Genomic DNA, 18,526 nt, shown 5'->3' with positions numbered 1-18,526 from the left:
TATGGTAAAATATTTACATTATTGTAGAATGAGTATAAAAAAGAAAGGATATAATATGACGCTTGGTATTTTTATTGGGTTGATTGCCGGTGTTATTATTGGAATTATTATGCCGGAATGGGCAAATATGGGCATTGAGTGTGGTTTCCACTATTTATATGTCGGCATTAAAAATGATGATTTCCCCACTTGTATTCACGAGTTTAGTTATGGGGATCATTGGAATTGGGGATATTGCCAAAACAGGTAAGGTAGGTTTATATACCTTATTATGGTATACGGGTACAACGGCTTTAGTTTCAGGTTTAGGATTGGTTTTGCCTCGTATGTTGCATTTGGGTAAGAATGTGCATATTGTTACGATAAAAACACAAGTGGAGGCTGCGACATTTAATGGATTGTTGGATACTTTACAGAATATTATTCCGCCAAATCCAGTGGAAGCTTTCGAATCAGGAAATATACATTAAGTATTAGCTTTTGCGGTAATTATTGGACTTGCATGTTTGGCTGTTCAGGAAAAGGCGGATCCATTTATTAATTTGCGTGATTCCATTTATCAAATTTCTACTTTTATTATTAGTAAGATCATGTATGTGACTCCATTTGGAGTATTCGCATGTATCGCTACAGTTATGTATTCAAATGGTGTGGATACAATGTTTCAATTAGGACAAGTATTATTGGCATTGTATATTACGTTCTATTTATGTGCGTTTATTATTTATGGTGGTATGGTCAAATTTTTAAGGATATCGCACTTGCAGGATTGAATGCGTTTGGTACTTGTTCAAGTAGTGCTACGATTCCCATTTCATTAAAGTGTGCAACTGAAAAAATTGGCATTCCAGAAGAAATTACTTCGTTGACTCTTCCTTTAGGGATAACTATCGATATGGATGCAGTTTCGATTTTGATGTCATTGATGATCACATTCTTTGCGACTGCACTTGGTATTGATTTAAGCATTGGTACAATGGTTACAGTACTTGCTTGTAACGTATTGTTAAGTATTGGAATTAAGTGGATCTGAGAAACGTTTTTATATTCTGCTTTTCTAATTTGTCATACTGACGATACATTGACTGCACTTGATTTTAAAGCCTGTCATCTTGACTTTTCACACTTTGTCGCAATGCAGGACACATTGATTCTAGATATGAAAAAATGTGGACACACAATGAAATCATGCTTTGGATTCTAGTATAAAGAATCTCTCATCCAGTTAGGTCTAAGGCGTAAGCCCTGCTGGATGCAGTATGAGTTTACAGAGTACGGTCCACATGGATTGGAAATGCTCAAAAAACAAAAGTTATGCAAAGACTATATGCAACCTAGAACCATGCTGAAAGCTTTGCGATGCTCCATTTCTCGCAATGAGAGAAAGAGAATCTCGTCATTTTAATGATGAGAGTACGTCAAAATGTTGAAGTTTTTGGCTCATTTTAAAAAGACAACAAATGATCAACTTGATCAGGAAGAACCTAAAAAAGAAGATACTGTTGTCTTATTAGAAGAGATTCGTGATTTGTTGAAGACTAGTAAAGAAGATAAATAAAGTAAATCAAATATGTAACTAACAAGAGTATGCCGGCTTTTTTGTCGAGTACTCTTGTTTTTTTAGTGCAAATATAAAGGACAAGACCAATCAATATTGCGACAAAGGAATCGATGATAAAGTTAGGTTCAAAAGGTACGGGAGTAATAAGTGCACTAGCCCCTACGACAAATAGGATATTAAAGATATTAGATCCGATGATGTTTCCAATCGCGATGTCGGCATTGCCTTTTTTTGCAGCAGTTACAGAAGTGACAAGTTCTGGTAAGGATGTTCCTAAGGCAACAATGGTTAGTCCGATAAATCTTTGGCTGACACCTAATGAGATGGCAATGTTTGTGGCTGCATCTACCGCAAAGTTACTTCCAATCATTAAACATACAAGTCCGAGTGGAATAAATAATGGGTTTGTTTTTTTGATTTCAGTTTCTTCCATTTGATTCTTAGACATTCTAAAGATGTAGTATAAGTAACCAAGAAAGAATACCCACATAATAATTCCATCTAAACGAGAAATTGTTGTGTTGATGCCTAATAATATCAATACAAGTGTTACAAGCATCATAAATGGCATTTCATATTTGATTGTACTATTTTGAATATGTAATGGACGAATGAGTGCTGTAATGCCAAGAATGATTCCTACATTTAAAATATTACTTCCAACAACATTTCCAATTGTGATGGCTGCATTGGATTTTAATGCAGCTGTAATGGAAACAAAGGCTTCTGGAAGACTGGTTCCCATCGCAACGATAGTAAGTCCAATGACAAGTTGGGGTATGCCAAAGCGTGATGCGATACTGCTTGATCCATCGACGAACCAATCGGCTCCTTTTAGTAGTAGAATAAATCCTAATACTAATAAAATTATATTCATATGTTTTCCTCCTGGACCAGATAAAAATAAAAAGACTCTGGTCTTATATACCAAAGTCTTGCCATTTCATCACAGTCCGGATTTAACATCGTATTGACGAAGCTGTAAACACATATATGTGCAGGCTACTCCCTTTATGGGTTTATTATACATATTTTGGTCAATAAATTCTATATTTAATTGTAAAAATATCTTAACAAATGCCAGTTTTCTAGAAAAGCCACTATTGATTGCGTATTAGATGAATAAATCAAAAGATAAAACGATGCCTATTTTGTCGACTTCTTTATTGGGGAATGGAAAAAGGATTTAATGTTTCAAGTATCACATCGATCTTCTCAGTAAGTGAAGAGTCGATTAAAAAGCTATTGATGAAAGCTTAGGCCAAGCTGCAAAGAGATGGTCGCAAAGATGGATTAATTCTTTTGTTCAATGTTTGTGACGATTGATAGGACAAGATGAAAAATCTCTTCTTTTCTTTTCAGTCTGTGATATAATAAAGTGACTTTGAAAGGATTGAGAAAATGGTATTTCTTTTATTAGTGTTAGGTATGGTCCTTTTAATGAAGGGTGCAGACTTGTTTGTGGATGGCAGTGCAAGTGTGGCTCGTAAGTTAAAAGTACCTTCAGTTATTATTGGTTTGACAATTGTTGCGCTCGGAACAAGCTTACCAGAAGCGAGTGTGAGTATTACGGCTGGCTTAATGGGCAGTAATGAAATTGCGATTTCAAATATTGTGGGTTCTAATATTTTCAATACTTTGGTTGTGGTTGGAACAAGTGCAGTCATTGCTCCATTTTTAATGGACAAGGATATTTTGAATCGTGATTTAAAAATCAATATTTTAGTTAGTATTTTACTTTCGATTTTTGTGTTAAATGGAATGTTGAATCGCTTTGAAGGCATGATCTTCTTGGTTGGTTTGGTATTGTTTATTTTAAATTTGATTCGTAGTGCTAAAAAGAATCGTGTTGAGGATGAGGAAGTTGAAACTTTATCGGGAATCAAATGCTTGATTTATATCGTGATCGGTGTTGCGTGTATTATTTGGGGTGGAGACATCACTGTAGATAGTGCAAAACAGATTGCAGCTATGCTTGGTATGAGTGATACGTTGATTGGTTTAACTGTCGTATCTATTGGAACTTCATTGCCTGAGTTAGTAACAAGTGTTGTTGCGGCAAGAAAAGGTGAGAGTGGTTTATCTTTGGGAAATGCGATTGGAAGTAACATTATGAATATTTTGTTTATTTTGGGTACTTCAAGTACAATTCATCCAATTGCAGCTACTTCACAGAATATTATTGATACTTTTGTCTTGATTGGTGTATCTCTTTTGATTTATGGCATTGCCAAAAAAGGAGATACAATGACAAGAAAAAAGGGGATCTTTATGATCCTCGTATATGTCATTTATATGATTTATATTATTGTACGCTAGGCTTTTCCTAGCTTTTTTTCTTTCCTTGGGAAAGGATAGCACGAATGGAATCGAAAAGAATGGGTTTATATTCTTCGATAGGAAGTGGTTGACTATGAAGAATACTGTTGTAGCAAGTACTTCCTGTAAGTTCAACTATAAGATAGAGTATGACTTCTGAATTTTCGAATTCGTATCCATTTACGGTTGCGATTTCATTAAACTCTTTTATAAGGCTGAAACTATCATTATCGATAGCCGTATTTAATTGGGCATGGAACACGCCCCAAGATAGGTTTCTTTCAACAAATTTTAAAATCAATGGATTGTTTTCTAGTCGAATCAATACTTGATTAATCAAGAAGATAACAGAGTCTTCAAAATTACGAATATCATTTTTCTCTAATTGTTTGTGGGCCTCTTCAAATAGGCGATGTGCTTCTTTTTGAATTAGAATATCGCGTATTTGATATTTATCTTTGAAATAAAGATAGAAAGTCCCTTTTGCGACTCCCGCGTTTTTTACAATATCATTAACAGAGACATTTGTGATGTCTTCTTTTGTGAATAGATTAAAGGCAGCCTGTAAGAGGTTGTTTTCTTTTATTTTCTTGTTTTCGATTATCTTACTTTTCATGCGTATCACCATCCTTATTATAAACAATAATTTAGAAAACACAAATAAAAATGACCTATTGAACATATTAAAACAATTGTATATTTGGAATTTGAAAAAAATAAAATAAAAATATTGACTACTGGTCAGTTTGGTACTATACTCTTCACGTAGTACAGGAAAGGATAGAAAAAAAGGTGATTCGATATGGATAAGATGTCAAAATGGATAGTTAAATATCGTAATATGATTTTGGCTGTGGCCATTGTTCTTTTGATTCCAAGTGCAATTGGTTATTTCAATACAAATATTAATTACGATTTATTATCTTATTTACCTTCGACTTCAGAATCTATGAAAACACAAAAGATTCTTGGAGATGATTTTAACTTATCGAGTGTAGACTTCTTGGTTGTCAACAACAAGACGGATCAAGAGGCCGCAAAAATTAAGGAAGAGATCAATAAAATAGATGGAGTTGAAAAATGTATTTGGAGAGATGATGTATTGGATATCTCTGTTCCAAAACAGGCAATTCCAGAAAGCATTCAGAATATGTTATATTCTGGTGACAGCACAATGATGATTGTTACATTTAAAGAGCCAACATCGTCAATGCGTACAATGAATGCGATTAGTAAAATAAAAAAATATACAAAAGATGATTGTTATTTAGGTGGTATGTCAGCCATCAGTGAAGATACTAAAGATCAAACAGAACATGATACGCCAATCTATGCAGGTATTGCGGTTGTATTATGTATGATCGTATTGTTCTTAGGATTAGAGAGTACGATTGCTCCAGTTGTATTTATGCTAGGAATGATTTTCCCAATTGTTTATAACTTTGGTACAAACGTATTCTTAGGTGAAATTAGTTATATCACAAAGGCTTTGGCCGTTGTATTACAGTTAGCTGTAACATTGGATTATTCCATCTTCTTATTACATAGATATCAAGAAGAAAAACAAAAACTTCCAAATGAAGAGGCTATGGCTAAGGCCATCAAAGCTACGTTTACTTCAATTACTTCAAGTTCAATCACAACAATTGCTGGTTTCGTTGCCTTGTGTGTAATGCAGTTAACACTAGGTAGAGATATTGGTATCGTTATGGCCAAAGGTGTTGTTCTTGGTGTATTATCAACTATCTTCATTTTGCCAAGTTTGTTGATGTTCTTTGATAAGACGATTGAAAAGTACAAACATAAAACAATTTTGAATGAGTTACATAGAGTTCCTCGTTTTGTGATTCATCACTATAAAAAGATTCTTGTTGCCTTTGTGTTGATCTTCATTCCGTTTGGATATGGTCAGGCACATACAAATATCTATTATGATTTGATTTCTGGTATGCCAGGCGATTTTGCGAGTATCATTGGTACAAATCAGTTAAAAGATAAATTTGATATGACAACGACACATTTCGTTTTAGTGGATGATAAATTAACAACGAATGAAATTCAGAATATGTGTTCTGAAATCAAAGATTTAAAAGGAATTCATAATGTATTAGCGTATGAAGAATTTGTGGGTCCAGGACTTGCATCCAACTTTACTCCAAGTGTAGTAAAGGATATTTTCCAAAATGGCGGAAAGAAATTAATTGTTGTGAACAGTGATTATAAAGCTGCAACCGATAAATTAAATAAACAGTTAGATAAAATGGATACCATCATTCATAAATATGATAAGAAGGGTATGATTGGTGGAGAAGGAAGTATGACACGTGATTTGATCACAACAACAAATACAGACTTTGCGATGGTTAACGTATTATCTGTAATCATGATCTTTATCATTGTTGCCTTAACATTTAAATCATTTGCACTTCCAGTCATTTTAGTACTAACAATTGAATTTGCGATCACAATCAATATGGGTATTCCATTCTTTACAGGAACTACACTTCCATTTATCGCAAGTATGGTTATTGGAACTATTCAATTGGGTGCCACAGTAGACTATGCCATCTTAATGACAACGCGTTTTAAAGAAGAATTATCGCATGGTAAGAAGGTTAAGGAAGCGGCTTTGATTGCGATGGAAAAATCGAGTGTTTCCATTATGACAAGTGGATTCTCATTCTTTGCCGCATGTATCGGTGTAAGCTTTGTAGCTAAGATGGATTTAATTAAATCATTAGTCATTTTATTAGCACGTGGTGCATTAATTTCAGTCGTAAGTATTTTATTAGTATTACCTTCATTGTTGATTTTCTGCCACAAGTTCATTGAAAAGACGACAAAGAATTGGCTAGAATCAAACATGGAAGCGAAAGGAGAATAAATATGAATTTAAGTCATACAGTAAAAGTAGTTGGTAGTGTAGTGTTGAGTGCAGTTATGGCAGGAAGTATGATGCCTGTGACTGTATTTGCGCAAAGTAATGATGAAAATCCTACAGAAAAAACAGAAACTGTTTATTCTGTATTAAACTCTGATGGTTCCATCAGCGATACAATCGTATCTAGCTGGTTACATGATGAGGATGGAATTAATAATATTAAAGAAACTTTAAACTTAACAGATGTTAAGAACATTAAATCAAATGAAAAACCTTCAAAAGATGGAAATACATATACATGGAATGCGAAAGGAAATGATGTGTATTATGAAGGAACAGCCACAAAACAACTTCCAGTGTCTGTTAAGATTCGTTATGAATTAGATGGTCAAGAGATGTCTGCAAAAGATATGGAAGGTAAGTCTGGTCATTTGAAATTAACTATTTCTTTCACAAATAATTATTCAGAAGTTAAAAATATCAATGGCAAATCTATCGTAATTCACCCTAGTTATTTAGCTGGTGGTATGTTGAATATGAGTACTGGCAAGTTCTCAAATGTAAAATGTGAATCTGGTAAGATTGTTAATGATGGAACAAATGAAATGTTGGCATTTGCGAATATTCCAGGCTTGAATGAAACATTAAAATCTGCAGGTTTAGACAAAGTAAATAATCAATTAGGAATCAGTGATGATGTAACAGTAGAAGCGGATGTCAATGATTTTGATTTAGGATCTATAATGGTTGGCATGACAAATGAAATTGATTTGGCAAGTGAATTAGGTGAAATTGGTTCTGTATCTGAATTAACAGATGGCGTTAACCAATTAATTGAAGCCGACAATCAATTGATCGATGGATCAAAACAATTGTATGATGGAACAACTCAATTAAAAGAACAAGCCGCTCCGTTAACAGGTTCATCTGATCAGGTAAGACAATTATCTGCAGGTGCTATCCAATTAAATGATGGTGTTAAAGCCTTACAAACAGGTATTAGCCAATATACGGCTGGTGCTAGTGCAATCAATGAGGGTGTTGACCAGTTGTATGGTATTCCTCAAAATGTGGGTTTAATTCAATCTGCCGTTACAACTTCAACGGAGGAACAAGCAAGTTTAGTGGATGGTTCGCAAGCTGTTGCAGATGGGTTAGGACAATTATTAGATCAATTAAATGGATCTAATGTAACAGCATCAGTTAAAGAAATGAATACACTTTTAGATGGTTCTAAAACAAAACTACAAGGAATGGCTGATACTTTAGCTACAGATAAAAAAACTCTTGAAGATATGCAAACAGATTTAACCAATGCATCTACTAAATTATCTGGTTTGTCTAATTTAAAAAATGAATTGGATAATTTGGGTAATGAAATTGTAACTAAAGAAACACAGAATAATACTGCGATTGCAGACTATAATTCGAAGAAAAAAACAGTTAATGATGAAATCACTGCTATTAAAAATAGTATGAAGACTGAGATTGAAACATCTATTGGTACACTAAGTACAGCTAAACAGGCATTAAATGATGCTGGCAAGACTGATGAAGCATATAGTATTCAAACTCAAATCGATGCATTGGAAGCAGAAAAAGCTAATGTAGATGCAATTAGTACAATTGAAGAATTATCTGAATTGCAGACTTTAACAGAGGAATTCAAAACATTAAATGATACTCTAGTAACTGTTCAATCTACTGTTTCAGAAATGAGTACATTAGTAAGTAGATCAATTAGCAATTTAGAAGGTTTAGCAACAGATGTTAATACAGCATTGACTACAATTGATACATTAAGTCAAACTTTATCTGGATCAACTAAAAAAGTTGAAGGTATGCAAACTATGCTTAACAGTTTAAAACCTGGAGTTACAGAACTATACAATGGAGCGTTAAAAATTAATGCTGGAGCAATTAACTTAGGAAATAAGTTGGGTGAACTACAAACTGCTTCAAAATCTGGTGTAGATAAAATCAAAGCTGGTACTACTCAATTAACATCAAACAATGCTACATTAAATGGTGGTGCTAGTGCATTATCAGATGCAACAGGAACACTTGCTGGACAAAGTGGAACATTCAATGAAATGGCTGATGGATTAGATACATTGGGTAAAGCATTTGAAACATTGAATGATGGTGCTAAACAATTGTATGAGGGTAACGAACAATTCAAATCTGAAGGATTGGATCAATTAAAAGAAAAGGTTGATTTAGGTGTTGGAGAACTTGAAACATTACAAAGTGTAATGGATGAAATCAAAGCTATGAACAAAGAATATGCTTCTTACTCTGGTGCTCCAGAAGGTGCTACAGTAACTAGTCGCTACGTATTCCGTACTAAGGAAGAAAGTTCTAAATAGTTTATAAAGGTATTCTTCGGAATGCCTTTTTAATTTGATATTCTTTTGTTGGCGTGTTAAAATAAAGAGGAATTTATATGGGGGTATATAATCATGAAACATATTAATACAGTAGATACTCGTAACTTGTGTGAAAGCGCAAAAAATGGTGGATGTGGAGAATGCCAAACTTCTTGCCAATCAGCTTGTAAAACTAGCTGCGGAATCGCTAACCAAGCTTGCGAAAATAATAAAGAAAGTAAGTAATTAAGAAATGCCGAAGTGATTCGGCATTTTTAATGCCGCCTTTAAGGCAGCATTTTTTAAATTTTGAGGAGGAAATATAGATGATTCATCAGTATAAGATGTTTGATCAGAATATTGTATTGGATATTTGTTCAGGAAGCATTCATGTGGTAGATGAAATTGCTTATGATATGATTGCTGAATTTTTAGATAAAGATAAAAATACCTTGGTTTTAGAAATGAAGGAGAAATATCCTAGTGTTGAAACATCTGAATTAGAAGAATGTTACGGCCAGATTTTAGAATTAAAAGAACAAGGTCGTTTATTTAGTGAAGATACATATGAACCTATGGCAGGACAGTTAAAGGCTAAGACAAGTGGTGTTATTAAAGCTTTATGTCTTCATATTGCCCATACTTGTAACTTGAATTGCTCGTATTGTTTTGCCAGCCAAGGAAAATACCATGGGGACCGTGCATTAATGAGTTTTGAAACGGGAAAACGAGCTCTTGATTTCTTGGTGGAAAATTCAGGAACACGCAGAAACTTAGAAGTGGATTTCTTTGGTGGAGAGCCACTAATGAACTTTGATGTGGTTAAACAATTAGTTGAGTATGCTCGTAGTATTGAAAAAGATGCTGGAAAGAATTTCCGTTTTACACTAACGACAAATGGTATGTTGATTGATGATGACGTAATTGAATTTGCGAACAAAGAAATGAGCAATGTTGTATTAAGCTTAGATGGACGTAAAGAAGTTCATGACCGTTATCGTGTGGATTATTCTGGTAAGGGAAGTTTTGATACAATCGTTCCTAAATTCCAAAAGTTAGTAAAGGCTCGTGAAGGTAAAAATTACTATATGCGTGGTACTTTTACTCATGCCAATCCAGACTTCTTAAAAGATGTGCAACAAATGTTAGACTTAGGTTTTAGAGAATTAAGTATGGAACCTGTTGTTGCCAAGTCAGATGATCCTTCTGCACTAACTGAAGCGGATCGTGAATTTGTTATGAAACAATATGAAGATTTAGCGAAGTTGATGTTGGAATATGATGAGAAGAAAGATCCATTTACTTTCTATCACTATATGATTGATTTAAAAGGTGGACCATGTATTTATAAACGTATTTCAGGATGTGGTTCAGGAACTGAATATATGGCCGTAACACCATGGGGAGATTTATATCCTTGTCACCAATTTGTAGGAGAAGAAGCCTTTAAATTAGGAGACATTTATACGGGTGTCACAAACAAAAAGATTCAGGATGAATTTGCATCATGTAACGTATATGCACGTAAAGAATGTGCAGATTGCTGGGCAAGACTTTATTGTTCTGGAGGATGTGCCGCCAATGCATACCATGCGACAGGATCTGTCAAAGGTGTGTATAAAGAGGGTTGTGAACTATTCTGTAAACGACTAGAGTGTGCCCTTGCCGTAGCTATTATTCGTGATATGAAAGAAAATAATCATGAAGACGCCGATTGTTAGTTTTCTAAAATCATATCAAGAAAAATCACCTGTAAGAATGCATATGCCAGGCCATAAAGGCGCTGGCATTCTTGGTTTTGAAGGAATGGATCTTACAGAAATTTATGGAGCTGATGAATTGTTTGCGGCAGAGGGAATCATTAAGGAAAGTGAACAAAATGCTTCAAACTTATTTGGCTGTCCAACCTATTATTCAACGCAAGGCTCTACTTTATGCATTCAAACGATGTGCACGATATTATGCCAAGATGCCAAAAGTAAAGGCAAGAAGCCTAAAATTCTTGCAGGAAGAAATGCGCATCGAAGTTTTATTCATGCGGCTGCACTATTAGATTTTGAGATTGAATGGTTATATGGAAATAGTGATTATTTATCTTGTAAGATACATGCAGAGGATTTAGAAAAGGCGATTATTGAAAGTCTTCCAACGGCTGTATATCTGACCAATCCAGACTATTTAGGAAATCTTTTGGATATTAAGTCTTTAGCTAGTGTATGTAAAAAACATAATGTATTACTCGCCATTGATAATGCCCATGGTGCATATCTTCGTTTTCTAAAAGATTCTTTATACCCTATTGATTTGGGTGCTGATCTATGTTGTGATTCGGCCCATAAAACACTGCCTGTACTTACAGGGGGAGCTTATCTTCATTTAAGTGATTCTTTGAATCAAGTATGGAAAAATGACGTTAAACATTTTATGGAATATTTTTCTTCCACAAGCCCATCCTATTTGATTATGGCATCTTTAGATGCGGCAAATGAGGTGTTGGATACTACGTTTAAAAAATCTTTGTTTGAATGTATTCAAAGAGTTGATGGATTAAAGAATACGTTGGTTCAACATGGATACACGATTTTATCTGGTGAACCCATGAAGATTACGATTTCAACAAAAGAGTTTGGCTATACTGGAAATGAAATCGCAAATCTTTTAATGGAATGTGATATCTATCCTGAATTCTATGATTCAGACTATATTGTATTAATGCCATCTCCATATAATACGAAGGATGATTTAAAACGATTAGAGACATGTTTATGTGGAATTGAGGGAAAGCCCATTTTAGTAAATAAACCACCAAAATTAGAACAATCTAAAAAAGCCATGAATGTGCGTCAAGCTTTATTTTCGTCAAGCATAACATTGGATGTATCTAAATCATTAGGACAAGTATGCTCCAGTGTGACTGTATCTTGTCCTCCTGCGATTCTTCCAGTGATTCCAGGAGAAGTGATTAGTGAGTCTTCTATTGAAGTCATGAAATATTATGGTATTGAAACCATACGAGTTGTCAAAGAATGACAACTCTTTTCTTTTGTGTATGTGAAACCGCTAACAATTGAAGTATAATAAAATAAGAAATAAACATACGAAAAGGAGGAGAATCATATGTTTGACAAATTGTTTGAACCCATACAGATTCGTGGTATGGAATTAAGAAATCGTGTTGTCATGTCTGCGATGGGAACACATGAAAGTGCGGAAAGTGAAGATGGAAAGAGTGTTACAGATAAGTTGATTGCGTATCATGTGGCTCGTGCAAAAGGTGGAAATGGATTAAATACAATTGAAGTTACAAGTGTTGATGCGGCCAGTGCACCTTTTGGATTTTTGTCTATTGCCGACGATAAATATATTTCTGGATTTAAAAAGTTAAATGATGCCGTGCATGAAGCTGGAGGAAAAACTTGCATTCAATTATGGCAAGGTGGATTAGCCGTAGCTTCAGATCAAACGGCTCAAATTTTAGTGCCCAATGACTTACCATTAAGTCCACAATATACAGTGCCAGCTATCACAAATGAAAGATTACTCGATATAATAGATAAGTTTGGCCAAGCTGCAAAACGTGCAGTAGAAGCTGGATTTGATTGTTTAGAATTCCATTGTGCACATAACTATTTACCACACTCTATGCTTTCAGGTGGAATTAACCATCGAAGTGATGAGTGGGGTGGCTCTTTTGAAAACCGTAAGAAATTCCCATTGGAATGTATTAAATCGATTCGTGCCAATATGCCAGAAGATATGCCACTATTCATGCGTGTAGATTGTCATGATGACATGTTAGATGGTGGATTAACGGTTGAAGAAGTGATTGAATTCTGTAAAGATGCTAAAGAATTAGGTGTTGATGTATTAAATATTAGTCGTGGAAATATATTAACGGCAGCTACATTATATGAAGTGGCACCAGTTGATATTGAAAATGGATTTAACGTAGAAGATGCTGCACGCATTCGAAAAGAAACGGGTATGTTGACAATGCCTTGTGGACGTATCAATACGCCTGAATTTGCCGAAAAAATCTTAGAAGATGACAAGGCCGATTTAGTTGTCATGGCACGTGCTCAACTTGCCGACGCTAATTTCTGTAACAAGGCTAGAGCTGGTAAAGTCAATCAAATTCGCTATTGTATTGGATGTAACCAAGGCTGCTATGACTCATTCTGTGCATCCTTATATAATCCAGCGATTAAACACATTACTTGTATGCGAAATCCTGGCTTATTAGAAGAGGAAACATTAGGCTTAAAACCAGGATCTGCTTCTAAAAAAGTTGTCATCTTAGGTGGTGGAATTGCAGGTATGGAAGCAGCTCTAGATTTAAAAGAAACAGGCAATACACCAATTTTATTTGAAAAGAGTGAAAGTCTTGGTGGACAATTCTTATTGGCCGGGGCTATTTCAGCTAAAAAAGACTTTAAGAATGCGGTAGATAAAATGATTTTGGATGTTCAAAAATCTGGAATTGAGGTGCACTTAAATACTGTTGTTACTAAGGAAATGCTAGAAGAAATTAAGCCGGATGCACTCATTGTTGCGATTGGGTCAAGTCCGTTTGTACTTTCAATTGAAGGTAGTGAAAGAGCTATTGTTGCACATGATGTATTGAGTGAAAAAGTAGAAGTGCCAGGTGAAAACGTCGTCATTATTGGTGGTGGTCTTGTTGGTTTTGAAACCGCTGAATTCTTGGCTGCCAGACAAAAGAAAGTTACTGTTTTAGAAATGAAAGAAAAAGCTTTACAGGATCTAGGTCCATTACGTCAAATTACAGCGCAGTTTGTGATGGCACAAATGCCAATCACAATTGAGACAAGTGCCACTGTAGAACGAATTGATGATCATGCAGTTGTTGCCAGTGGCAAAGAATATCCATATGATAGTGTCATTATGGCTGTTGGTTCAAAGGCAAACGACACAAGTATGTATGCAGATTTAGATATTCCTACATATATCGTTGGTGACTGCAAGAAAGCAGGTGTTGCTTTAGATGCATTTAAAGATGCTTATCATGCAGTATTAGAAATTAATAAGTAGGTAGCGATATGACAACTTTATTTGATGAACTTAAAATTGGTTCAATGATATTGAAAAACCGTACCTTTATGGCTCCTATGTCTTTAGGGTATGGAGATCAAACGGGAATCCCAACACTACAAGAACAGGCATATTGGCTTGAAAGAGCTAAAGGAGAAGTAGGATGTATTATTACGGATGCGACTAGTGTTGACCCTAATACACCTTATTTAGGAAATACGCTATGTTTTAGAAGTGAAGAAAGCATTTTGGAATATAAGAAGTTTACGGATAAGATCCATGCATATGGAACAAAAATTATTCCTCAAATTACACATCCAGGGCCAGAAAGTATCTCTTCATTCTTTGGGGTTACACCAATTTCTAGTAGTGGCTATTTAAATTCGATGTACCAACAAACTCGTGAATTAAAAATAGAAGAAATTCCAAACATTATTTCCATGTATGCAAATACTTCTTATCAGGCAAAACAGGCTGGTTTTGATGGAATTGAACTGCATTGTGCTCACGGCTATATGCTTCTAGGCTCTTTCTTGAGTCCTTTAAAAAATAAGCGAACAGATGAATATGGTGGCAATCTAATGCATCGTGCACGCTTATTATTTGAAGTGGTAGAAGCGATTAAATCAAAATGTGGAGATGATTTTCCAATTATTTTAAGAATGTCTGGATCTGAGAAGATTCCAGGTGGAAATACAATTGAAGATACACTTCAATTGATACCTGAATTAGAAAAAAGAGGTGTTGATGCCTTTGAAATTTCGGGTGGATCTCAATATGAATTGCCAAACAAAATTATGCCAAGTCATGGAGAAGAGTGTGCAACCAATTTAAAAGAAGCTTTAAGAATCAAAGAAATCAGTCACGTACCCGTATTGTTGGTGGGAAAGATCAATGAAGCGAAATTGGCTCGTTCTTTAGTGGAGGAAGAGAAAGTCGATGGTATTGTACTAGGTCGTGCTTTACTTGCAGATCCAGATTTTGTCAAGAAGGCAAAAGAACATAAAGATGCACAAATTGCACCTTGTACAGGATGTCTTGCAGGATGTGTTGGACAACAAACAAAGCGGTTATATGGAACTTGCGTGATTAATCCATTCTGTGGTCATGAAATGGAAATAAAGATAGAACCAACTGTTTCGAATAAAAAAATTATGATTGTAGGTGGCGGAATCGGTGGATTAAGCACTGCAAGAATGTGTTCTTTAAGAGGACTTGATGTAGAAGTTTTTGAAAAAAGTGATGTGTTAGGTGGACAGATCAATCTTGCTAGCAAGATTACACCGAAAAAAGAAATGCATAAATGGATTGATTATTTAGAAAATGAATGTCAAAGATTGCATATTCCAGTTCATTTAAATCATGAAGTGAAAGTGAATGATGTACATAATTTTGATGTGATTCTAGTATGTAATGGTTCTATTCCAAATAAACCAAATGGAGATGCCTATACAGCACATGATATTTTGGGTGATAAAGTCGATGTGCATGGAAATATCCTTGTCGTAGGTGGAGGCATGGTTGGCGTTGAGGCAAGTGAATATATTTGTGAAAAGCACCCGGATGCACATGTTACAATTTTGGAAATGAAAAAGAATATTGGTGATGGAGAATCTCCGGCAAACTTAGTTTCTACAATGACTCGTATTCAAAGTCTACCAATCAAGGCACTAACAGAAACAAAACTTGTATCAGTAGAAGATGGTGTTAAGGTTGAAAAAGGTGGAGAAACACAAAATTTAGGAAAATTTGACTTTATCGTATATGCGACAGGCTCAAAACCAGACCCAAGTCTATATGAAGCCATTAGAGAAACGGGAAAAGAAACATACTTATTTGGTGATGCATCATGTGTAGCACAAGCTTTGGAAGCAGTTCGTGATGGCGTAAATATTGCATTAAAACTATAAGAAAAGAAGTGAAGTCTTAATTGGCTTCACTTTTAAATTGATCAATATATTTTTGTACAGAATTTGTCATTTCTTTTGAAAAATCCGAATTGTATTTTCGTTTACAGAAAGCTGTTGCCCATTCGTTTAATGTTTTATTTCCAGCTTTATATTCATACATATTTTTTAATTCCTGTTGGTCTTTTCTATGATATTGATCAACACAAACAATATCTTCTAATTGACAACGTTTTGATTTTTGTCTTTTAAAATGATCCTCTGCAGGATATCCAAGTACTAACATGCATACAGGGACTACATACTCACTTAGATTTAATAATTCTCTATGTAAATCATGCTGCTCTAAAATATCACCTATGTAACAAGATCCGATTCCTAAACTTTCGGCAGCTACAACCGCATTTTGTGCGGCAATGGTCGCATCTGTTGTGGCTAGTAATAAATCGCCTACGCCTGGTTTTCTAGGACTGCAATTTTCATAATTAAATAAATCATACCATTTCTGAAAATCAACACAGAAAATTAAAACCATTTTAGCCTGATTAATAAAAGATTGATTATCACACGTTTTAGATAGCGTTTCTTGTAGTTTCTTATCTTGTACATCAATGATTGTATACATTTGTTGGTTTCCTGCACTCGGTGCCTGCATGCAAGCTTCTAATATCAATTTTCTTTTTTCTTGGGATATTTCTTTATCTTTAAAAATGCGACAAGATTTGCGGTCAAATAAACTTTGAATAATTGGATTCATCATAAATCCCCTTTCTTTTTGAAAATATTTTACTACAGATATGCTATTATTTAAGTATGAAACTCAAAGAAATTAAGAAAAATGCACATAAAAATGTAAAAACTCACTATGCGACCTATTTAGTGTTATGTCTTGCAGCAGTACTTATGGGAAGTGAATTTAGTTCGACTTTATCCCTTTTAAAACAAGATAATGCCAAGAGAGTTTCAGGCCTATTAATGCACTCTTCTTTTGTGAAGTCGATGACATTTTTACTTCCTGAAGACGTCTTTGGTACGACCAACGGTGTATTTGCACATGTGGTAAATGGAATTACTTCAGGATCCTTTGTGAAGACACTATTTTTAGGTTTATCTACCATTGTTCATTCAAAAGATATTGCGGGTATTTGTTTTGTCGTGATGGGTTTATGCATATCTGTGTTTTATAGAGTGTATATTGTGAATGTATTGCCAGTCATCAATCGCAGACTATTTTTGGAAGGAAGAGTTTATGCAAAACTTCCACTTGATCGATTGGTTTATTTAATGCGAATTCGTAAACAGATGAATGTTGCGTTTGTGAGGTTAGTGAAATCTATGATTTTAATAATTATGAACTTTACTGCGATAGGAGGCGTCTACTTTTACTATGTGTATTTCTTAGTGGATTATATCTTAGCTGAAAATCCGACGATATCTTTAAAAGATGCACTTTCTTTATCTCGAAATATGATGAAGGGACATAAGTTGGAATGTTTTAAATGGCAATTTTCAATGGCTGGATGGTACATTCTGGATGTTTGTACATTTGGGATTAGTGCTATATTTTATTCGAATATGTATCGTATGGCTGTGATGAGTGAATTTTATACACTAAGAAGAAAAGAATTTCAAAGTGCTATCTTAAATGATACGTATTTATTTGAAAAACCAAGTAGTGCTTTGATGCGTAATACGTATTCGGATGTAATTGCGGCATTGAATGCGAAAAATCCAATAGAAAATGCGTATACGGGCGTAAAAAAATTCTTGTGTGATAATTTTGGGATCATCTTTCATTTGAGTTCAAAAGAAAAACAATATGAGAGATATACCTATAATAAAATGGAAGCTGAAACTATGATTACCGAAGTGTATTTATTATGTTATCCAGTAAGGCTATCTCCAATTGAAGAGGAGTATAAGAAGTCAAATCTTCGTGTTTTACATCCAAATCGAAATTATACAGTAACATCTATTTTAGTCTGTTTCTTCTTTATGTGTTTTGTCGGATGGATCTGGGAAGTGAGTCTATCTATGATTAGCTATGGATGTTTTGTGAATCGCGGAGTTTTACATGGTCCGTGGATTCCTATTTATGGTTTTGGCTGTGTTTTAATTTTACTTTTATTAAAACGATTTAGAATGCGCCCCAAAGTTGAATTTAGTATGGCCGTACTTCTTTGTGGATGTATTGAATACTTTACGGGTTTCTTTTTAGAGCTTACGCATAATGGTCAAAAATGGTGGGATTATACAGGCTACTTCTTAAATCTTCATGGAAGAATTTGTGCGGAAGGCTTATTGGTGTTTGGCATTGGTGGTATGGCTTTTGTCTATGTGATTGCACCATTAATTGATAACTGGGTTAAAGAACACTTAAATAAAGGCTCTGTCACAACAAATGGTTGATTTTTGACGAGAAATAGCGTACAATAATAGT

At 34.6% G+C, this 18,526-nt stretch carries 14 protein-coding genes and 1 pseudogene; 12 read left to right on the top strand and 3 right to left on the bottom strand.

Annotated features, from left to right (window positions below; genetic code table 11):
• Window positions 1–28 precede the first annotated feature (28 nt).
• The 3 genes and pseudogenes from LJE08_RS06330 to LJE08_RS06320 all read left to right on the top strand — a co-directional run bounded on the left by LJE08_RS06330 (window position 29) and on the right by LJE08_RS06320 (window position 1,558).
• Window positions 29–250 (top strand): hypothetical protein, encoded by a 222-nt coding sequence (locus LJE08_RS06330; RefSeq protein ID WP_227402739.1) that lies wholly within the window; start codon window positions 29–31, stop codon window positions 248–250.
• Window positions 159–1,033, top strand: a pseudogene (locus tag LJE08_RS15280) (dicarboxylate/amino acid:cation symporter). The gene LJE08_RS06330 and the pseudogene LJE08_RS15280 overlap by 92 nt, the downstream one beginning before the upstream one ends.
• Before the next feature lie 390 nt (window positions 1,034–1,423).
• Window positions 1,424–1,558, top strand: coding sequence for an MscL family protein (locus LJE08_RS06320; protein WP_227402735.1), 135 nt, complete (start codon window positions 1,424–1,426; stop codon window positions 1,556–1,558).
• Here the strand turns inward: LJE08_RS06320 and LJE08_RS06315 are convergent.
• Window positions 1,539–2,438, bottom strand: coding sequence for a calcium/sodium antiporter (locus tag LJE08_RS06315; protein ID WP_186998925.1), 900 nt, complete (start codon window positions 2,436–2,438; stop codon window positions 1,539–1,541). The two genes, LJE08_RS06320 and LJE08_RS06315, sit on opposite strands and share 20 nt — an antisense overlap.
• A gap of 524 nt (window positions 2,439–2,962) precedes the next feature.
• On the opposite strand from LJE08_RS06315, the gene LJE08_RS06310 reads away from it, so the two are divergent.
• On the top strand, window positions 2,963–3,880 hold the full coding sequence (locus LJE08_RS06310; RefSeq protein ID WP_117924554.1) for a calcium/sodium antiporter: 918 nt from the start codon (window positions 2,963–2,965) through the stop codon (window positions 3,878–3,880).
• A gap of 7 nt (window positions 3,881–3,887) precedes the next feature.
• On the opposite strand, the gene LJE08_RS06305 is transcribed toward LJE08_RS06310, so the two are convergent.
• Window positions 3,888–4,496 (bottom strand): TetR/AcrR family transcriptional regulator, encoded by a 609-nt coding sequence (locus LJE08_RS06305; RefSeq protein WP_199593122.1) that lies wholly within the window; start codon window positions 4,494–4,496, stop codon window positions 3,888–3,890.
• A 186-nt stretch (window positions 4,497–4,682) separates the two neighbouring features.
• On the opposite strand from LJE08_RS06305, the gene LJE08_RS06300 reads away from it, so the two are divergent.
• The 7 genes from LJE08_RS06300 (at window position 4,683) to LJE08_RS06270 (ending at window position 16,089) form a co-directional block, all read left to right on the top strand.
• Window positions 4,683–6,764 (top strand): RND family transporter, encoded by a 2,082-nt coding sequence (locus LJE08_RS06300; RefSeq protein ID WP_217255862.1) that lies wholly within the window; start codon window positions 4,683–4,685, stop codon window positions 6,762–6,764.
• Window positions 6,765–6,766: 2 nt separating this feature from the next.
• Complete coding sequence (locus LJE08_RS06295; protein WP_227402734.1) at window positions 6,767–9,130, top strand: hypothetical protein; 2,364 nt, start codon at window positions 6,767–6,769, stop codon at window positions 9,128–9,130.
• Window positions 9,131–9,223: 93 nt separating this feature from the next.
• Window positions 9,224–9,376, top strand: coding sequence for a six-cysteine ranthipeptide SCIFF (gene scfA / locus LJE08_RS06290; RefSeq protein ID WP_003865538.1), 153 nt, complete (start codon window positions 9,224–9,226; stop codon window positions 9,374–9,376).
• Between the two features lie 80 nt (window positions 9,377–9,456).
• Window positions 9,457–10,851 carry a thioether cross-link-forming SCIFF peptide maturase gene (scfB, locus tag LJE08_RS06285; protein WP_227402733.1) on the top strand — a complete coding sequence of 465 codons (1,395 nt, stop codon included), beginning with the start codon at window positions 9,457–9,459 and terminating at the stop codon, window positions 10,849–10,851.
• Window positions 10,832–12,160, top strand: a complete 1,329-nt coding sequence (locus tag LJE08_RS06280) for an aminotransferase class V-fold PLP-dependent enzyme (RefSeq protein ID WP_227402732.1) — start codon at window positions 10,832–10,834, stop codon at window positions 12,158–12,160. The genes scfB and LJE08_RS06280 overlap by 20 nt, the downstream gene beginning before the upstream one ends.
• A gap of 87 nt (window positions 12,161–12,247) precedes the next feature.
• Window positions 12,248–14,179 carry an NAD(P)/FAD-dependent oxidoreductase gene (locus tag LJE08_RS06275; RefSeq protein ID WP_227402731.1) on the top strand — a complete coding sequence of 644 codons (1,932 nt, stop codon included), beginning with the start codon at window positions 12,248–12,250 and terminating at the stop codon, window positions 14,177–14,179.
• A gap of 8 nt (window positions 14,180–14,187) precedes the next feature.
• Entirely contained in the window at window positions 14,188–16,089 is a 1,902-nt protein-coding gene (locus LJE08_RS06270) for an NADH:flavin oxidoreductase (RefSeq protein ID WP_117924539.1), read from the top strand.
• Between the two features lie 16 nt (window positions 16,090–16,105).
• Here LJE08_RS06270 and LJE08_RS06265 read toward each other — a convergent pair whose 3' ends face one another.
• On the bottom strand, window positions 16,106–16,846 hold the full coding sequence (locus LJE08_RS06265; RefSeq protein WP_227402730.1) for a nitroreductase family protein: 741 nt from the start codon (window positions 16,844–16,846) through the stop codon (window positions 16,106–16,108).
• Between the two features lie 53 nt (window positions 16,847–16,899).
• Between LJE08_RS06265 and LJE08_RS06260 the strand changes: the two genes are divergently transcribed.
• Entirely contained in the window at window positions 16,900–18,495 is a 1,596-nt protein-coding gene (locus LJE08_RS06260) for a DUF975 family protein (protein WP_227402729.1), read from the top strand.
• Window positions 18,496–18,526: the final 31 nt, after the last annotated feature.

It is taken from the genome of Holdemanella sp. DFI.5.55 (genome assembly GCF_020593575.1).
GTDB classification, from domain to species: domain Bacteria; phylum Bacillota_I; class Bacilli_A; order Erysipelotrichales; family Erysipelotrichaceae; genus Holdemanella; species Holdemanella hominis.
The sequence above is the reverse complement of the archived record's forward strand: the minus strand, read 5'-3'. Positions and strand labels throughout refer to the sequence as shown.

What these genes read in the sequence shown, in the direction of transcription:
- LJE08_RS06330 (WP_227402739.1), top strand. Translation starts at nt 29, where the DNA reads ATGAGTATAAAAAAGAAAGGATATAATATGACGCTTGGTATTTTTATT.
- LJE08_RS06320 (WP_227402735.1), top strand. Translation starts at nt 1,424, where the DNA reads ATGTTGAAGTTTTTGGCTCATTTTAAAAAGACAACAAATGATCAACTT.
- LJE08_RS06315 (WP_186998925.1), bottom strand. Translation starts at nt 2,438, where the DNA reads ATGAATATAATTTTATTAGTATTAGGATTTATTCTACTACTAAAAGGA.
- LJE08_RS06310 (WP_117924554.1), top strand. Translation starts at nt 2,963, where the DNA reads ATGGTATTTCTTTTATTAGTGTTAGGTATGGTCCTTTTAATGAAGGGT.
- LJE08_RS06305 (WP_199593122.1), bottom strand. Translation starts at nt 4,496, where the DNA reads ATGAAAAGTAAGATAATCGAAAACAAGAAAATAAAAGAAAACAACCTC.
- LJE08_RS06300 (WP_217255862.1), top strand. Translation starts at nt 4,683, where the DNA reads ATGGATAAGATGTCAAAATGGATAGTTAAATATCGTAATATGATTTTG.
- LJE08_RS06295 (WP_227402734.1), top strand. Translation starts at nt 6,767, where the DNA reads ATGAATTTAAGTCATACAGTAAAAGTAGTTGGTAGTGTAGTGTTGAGT.
- scfA (WP_003865538.1), top strand. Translation starts at nt 9,224, where the DNA reads ATGAAACATATTAATACAGTAGATACTCGTAACTTGTGTGAAAGCGCA.
- scfB (WP_227402733.1), top strand. Translation starts at nt 9,457, where the DNA reads ATGATTCATCAGTATAAGATGTTTGATCAGAATATTGTATTGGATATT.
- LJE08_RS06280 (WP_227402732.1), top strand. Translation starts at nt 10,832, where the DNA reads ATGAAGACGCCGATTGTTAGTTTTCTAAAATCATATCAAGAAAAATCA.
- LJE08_RS06275 (WP_227402731.1), top strand. Translation starts at nt 12,248, where the DNA reads ATGTTTGACAAATTGTTTGAACCCATACAGATTCGTGGTATGGAATTA.
- LJE08_RS06270 (WP_117924539.1), top strand. Translation starts at nt 14,188, where the DNA reads ATGACAACTTTATTTGATGAACTTAAAATTGGTTCAATGATATTGAAA.
- LJE08_RS06265 (WP_227402730.1), bottom strand. Translation starts at nt 16,846, where the DNA reads ATGATGAATCCAATTATTCAAAGTTTATTTGACCGCAAATCTTGTCGC.
- LJE08_RS06260 (WP_227402729.1), top strand. Translation starts at nt 16,900, where the DNA reads ATGAAACTCAAAGAAATTAAGAAAAATGCACATAAAAATGTAAAAACT.